This window comes from Actinophytocola sp., assembly GCF_036555685.1.
Lineage (GTDB): Bacteria > Actinomycetota > Actinomycetes > Mycobacteriales > Pseudonocardiaceae > Actinophytocola.
The window spans coordinates 1-3,938 of record NZ_DATBKY010000175.1 but is presented as its reverse complement, the minus strand read 5'-3'; the positions used below and the strand labels follow the sequence as shown (position 1 = coordinate 3,938).

The 3,938-nt window shown below is 73.0% G+C and carries 2 protein-coding genes; both read left to right on the top strand.

What is annotated here, in order from left to right:
• Positions 1-249: 249 nt before the first annotated feature.
• Positions 250-2,718, top strand: a complete 2,469-nt coding sequence (locus VH969_RS16735; protein WP_331975123.1) for an amino acid adenylation domain-containing protein — start codon at positions 250-252, stop codon at positions 2,716-2,718.
• The gene (locus tag VH969_RS16730; protein WP_331975121.1) at positions 2,712-3,899 is read left to right on the top strand and encodes a cytochrome P450; all 1,188 of its coding nucleotides are present in this window, start codon (positions 2,712-2,714) and stop codon (positions 3,897-3,899) included. Before VH969_RS16735 ends, VH969_RS16730 begins: the two co-directional genes overlap by 7 nt.
• Positions 3,900-3,938 lie beyond the last annotated feature (39 nt).

Genomic DNA, 3,938 nt, shown 5'->3' with positions numbered 1-3,938 from the left:
CGTGCGAAATACACGACCAATGTCCGGGCTGACTCCGTGTGTCGGCAACACGCCGTGCGCTAGGCCGATCGTGGGACGCCCATCGGTGTGACAGCAACCCGAATGGCGCGTTGCTGTGCCGAGTTGCCGCGGATAAGTTTGCTGATCGTCATCCTCCTGATACCAGCTCCGGAACGGACCGCCGAGCCCCCGCCCCGTCCCCGGAGCCGATTCCCCCTGCCTTCTTGCTGCGAAAGAACAGGAACAGGCATGAGCACGTCCCACTTACGGGCGACGAGTGACGACAATCCGGGCGCGAATCTCGCGTTCGCCGCACTGAACCGATGGGCCACCGAGACCCCGCATGCGCCGGCCTCCTCCGCGCCGGACGGCACGCTCGACTTCGCCGAACTGTCCCACCGGACCCGCGCGATCGCCGGGCAGCTCGCCGAGCACGGCGTCGCGCCCGGCACCGCGGTCGGCGTCGGCAGTGGACGCTCCCGGCTGACGATCCCGGCGATGCTCGCGGTGTGGTGGCTGGGCGCGACCGCGGTGCCGGTCGACGACCGGTACCCCGCGGACCGGGTCAACTTCATTCTGCGGGACGCGCGGGTCACTCACCTGCTGGCGGACCGGATCGCGAGCGGCGTGGTGCCGGCGGGCGTGCGTCGCGTCGGGCTCGAGGCGGCCACCGGCGACGGGCCGGAGCCCGCCGCCCAGGACGCCGGTGAGTGCGCATACATCATCTACACGTCAGGCACCTCCGGCTGGCCCAAAGGCGTGGAGGTGACATACGGCAACCTCGGCACGTTCCTGACCGCGCTCGCGACGATCGGGCTGGAACCGGGCGGGGTCGGCGCGAACCCGCTGTCCCCGGCGTTCGACGGGTGGCTGTGGAACGTGCTGCTGCACCTGCTGCACGGGCAGGGCACCGTGCTCGTGGACCTGCACGACGGCGAGGCGGGCGACCTCGCCGAGCGAATGGCGGCCGTGGCGCCGCGGACCATCAGCATGCCGCCGACGCTGGTCGCCGCGTGCATCGACGCACTGCCCACTGTGGACACCGTGGTGCTGGCGGGCGAGCGGTGCCCGCGCCCGCTGGTGGAACGGCTGGCCGGCCGGCGGGTCCTCAACGTCTACGGCCCGACCGAGGCGACGATCGCGGCGACGTGGGCGGACAGCGCGCGCGGCGACGACGTGCTGTCGATCGGCCGGCCCGCTCCCGGCTACGCGGCCTACGTGCTCGACGACGACGGCGCGCCGGTGCGGGCGGGGTCGACGGGTGAGCTGTACGTCGGCGGTCCGGCCGTGGCCCGCGGCTACCGCAACCGTCCGGAGCTGACCGCCGAGCGGTTCCCGCTCCTGCCGTCGGGCGACCGCGTCTACCGGACCGGCGACCTGGTGACCGTGCGCGCGGACGGGTTGCTGGAGTTCGCCGGGCGGCGCGACGACCAGGTGAAGGTGCGCGGGTTCCGGGTGGAGCCACGCGAGGTGGAGCAGGTTGCCGAGGACCAGGCCGGGGTCGCCGCCGCGGCCGCGTTCGTGCTCGAGTCCGGGGACGCGCTCGGCCTCGCAGTGGTGGCGGACGCCGGCGCGGCGGTGGACGTGGCCGGGCTGCGGGCGGGCTGCCGGGACCGGTTGCCGGAGTTCATGGTGCCGGGCGTGATCGACGTCGTCGCCTCCCTGCCGGTCACCGTCAACGGCAAGGTCGACCGCGAGGCGCTGGCCCGCGAGGCCGCGGCGAGCGTGCCCGTGCTGGCCGGCCGGGGTCCGTCGACGCCACGCGAGACGGCCGTGTGCGAGGCGTGGAGCTCGGTGCTCGACCGGCAGGTCGCGGACGTCGACGCCAACTTCTTCGAGCTCGGTGGGCATTCGCTGCTCGCCGCCCGCGCGGTGTCGGCACTGCGCGAGCGGACCGGCGTGCGGCTGTCCATGCAGGATCTGCTCGCGCATCCGACACCGGCGGCGCTGGCCGCCGAGCTGGACCGGGCCGGCGACGCGACGGCCCCGAAGGCGGTCACCGGCACGTGGCTGGTGCCGTGGTCGGGCAAGCCGGAGGGCCGGCCGACACTGCTGTGCTTGCCGCCGGCCGGGTCGGGTTGCGGGCGCTTCCGCGACTGGCAGAACGAGCTCGGCGACTCGGTCGCCGTGGTGGGCGTCCAGCTGCCGGGCCGGGAGGAACGGCTCGACGAGGCGCATCCGTCCTCTTTGGAGGAGATCGTGACCGCGGTGGCCGCGGAGGCGGTCGAGTACGCCGACCCCGGCGCGCCGCTGGTGGTGTTCGGCGAGAGCTTCGGCGGGCTCGTCGGCTACGAGCTGACCCGGCGGCTCGGCGAGCTGGGCCGCCGGCCGGCCGCGATGGTGCTGGCCTCGTGCGAGCCGCCGCACCTGCGCTGCAACCCCGAGGGGCTCGTGGCGTTCGCCCGGGCGGGCCTCGAGGGCTCCGAGCTGGACGAGGACACCAAGGAGCTGGTGATCGAGCTGGTGCGCAAGGACGTCACGCTGACCGTCGACTACGAGCTGCCGGCCGAGCCGGGCATCGACACCGAGGTCCACGTGTGGGGCGGCGAGGGTGACGACCTCGCGGCGCCCGACAAGCTCGACGAGTGGGCGCCGTTCCTCGGCCGCGAGGTCGCGCGCCGCCAGTTCACCGGCGGGCACGTGTTCGCGATGCAGCACGCGGTCGAGGTGCCCCGGTTGCTCGGTGAGATCGTCGCGCCGCAGGGGGTCCCGTGCTGATCGACCTCACCGACGACAGCGCGTTCGGCGGCAGCGCGTTCTGGCCGGCGATGGCCTGGCTGCGCGAGCACGACCCGGTGCACTGGCACGAGGCGGGCGGCGGTTTCTGGGCACTCACCCGGTACGCCGACGCGGTCGGCGTGTACCGCGACTCGGACGTGTTCTCCTCCCGCTACGGGATGCGGCTGGACACCAACCCGGAGGCGGTCGCGGCGGTGTCCCAGCGGATGCTGATCGTGTCCGACCCGCCGGAACACACGCAGCTCAAGCGGGTGCTGAACAAGAGCGTCTTCCCCGAGGACCTGGACGGGCTCGTCCGCGAGATCGTCCGGGAGCTGCTGGCCGAGGCGCTCGAGGCCCGCGAGCTCGACATCGTCGAGGTCGTGCGGCGGCTGCCGACGAGGGTGGTGTGCGCGTTGCTCGGCGTGGCGCGCCCGGACTGGGACTGGCTCGGCCGGACCATGAACGGCGCGTTCGAGGACCCAGACGAGCAGGCGCGGGCGGGCAACCACGCGGAGATCTTCCTGTACTTCACGGAGTTGCTGGCGAAGCGCCGGAAGAACCCGGGCACCGACTTCATCAGCAAGGTGGCCACCGACCGCCGGGAGACCGCCGACGGTGAGCGGGAGCTGACCGACGAGGAGATCATCGTCAACTGCAACGGGGTGATGGCCGGCGGGAACGAAACCACGAGGTACTCGGCGGCCGGCGGGCTGCTCGCGTTCACCCAGAACCCCGACCAGTGGGAGCTGCTGCGCACGGGCGGTCCGGAGGTGATCCCGACCGCGGTCGAGGAGATCCTGCGCTGGACCACCCCGGGCGTGCACGTCATGCGCACCGCGATGCGCCCGGCTCGCATCGGCGAGCAGGACATCGCGGTGGGTGACCGCGTCACGGTGTGGAACGTGTCGGCCAACCGCGACGAACGCGCCTTCCCCGGCGCGGACCGCTTCCGCATCGACCGGAGCCCCAACCGGCACCTGACCTTCGGCGGCGGCCGCCACCTGTGCCTGGGTGCCAAGCTGGCGAGGCTGGAGCTGTCGATCTTCCTGGAGGAGCTGACGAAACAGGTCTCGGCGGTGGAGCTGATCGGCGACCCGGCCTACACGGCGTCCAACTTCACGTGGGGTTGCCGCTACCTGCCGGTCCGCCTCACCCCGAGCCTGGTCCCGACCGGCTGAGAAGACCCTGCTCGTGTGACCGGCGCGGGGGGGGGGGGG

Coding starts and splice junctions, on each gene's coding strand:
- VH969_RS16735 (WP_331975123.1), top strand. CDS start 250: ATGAGCACGTCCCACTTACGGGCGACGAGTGACGACAATCCGGGCGCG.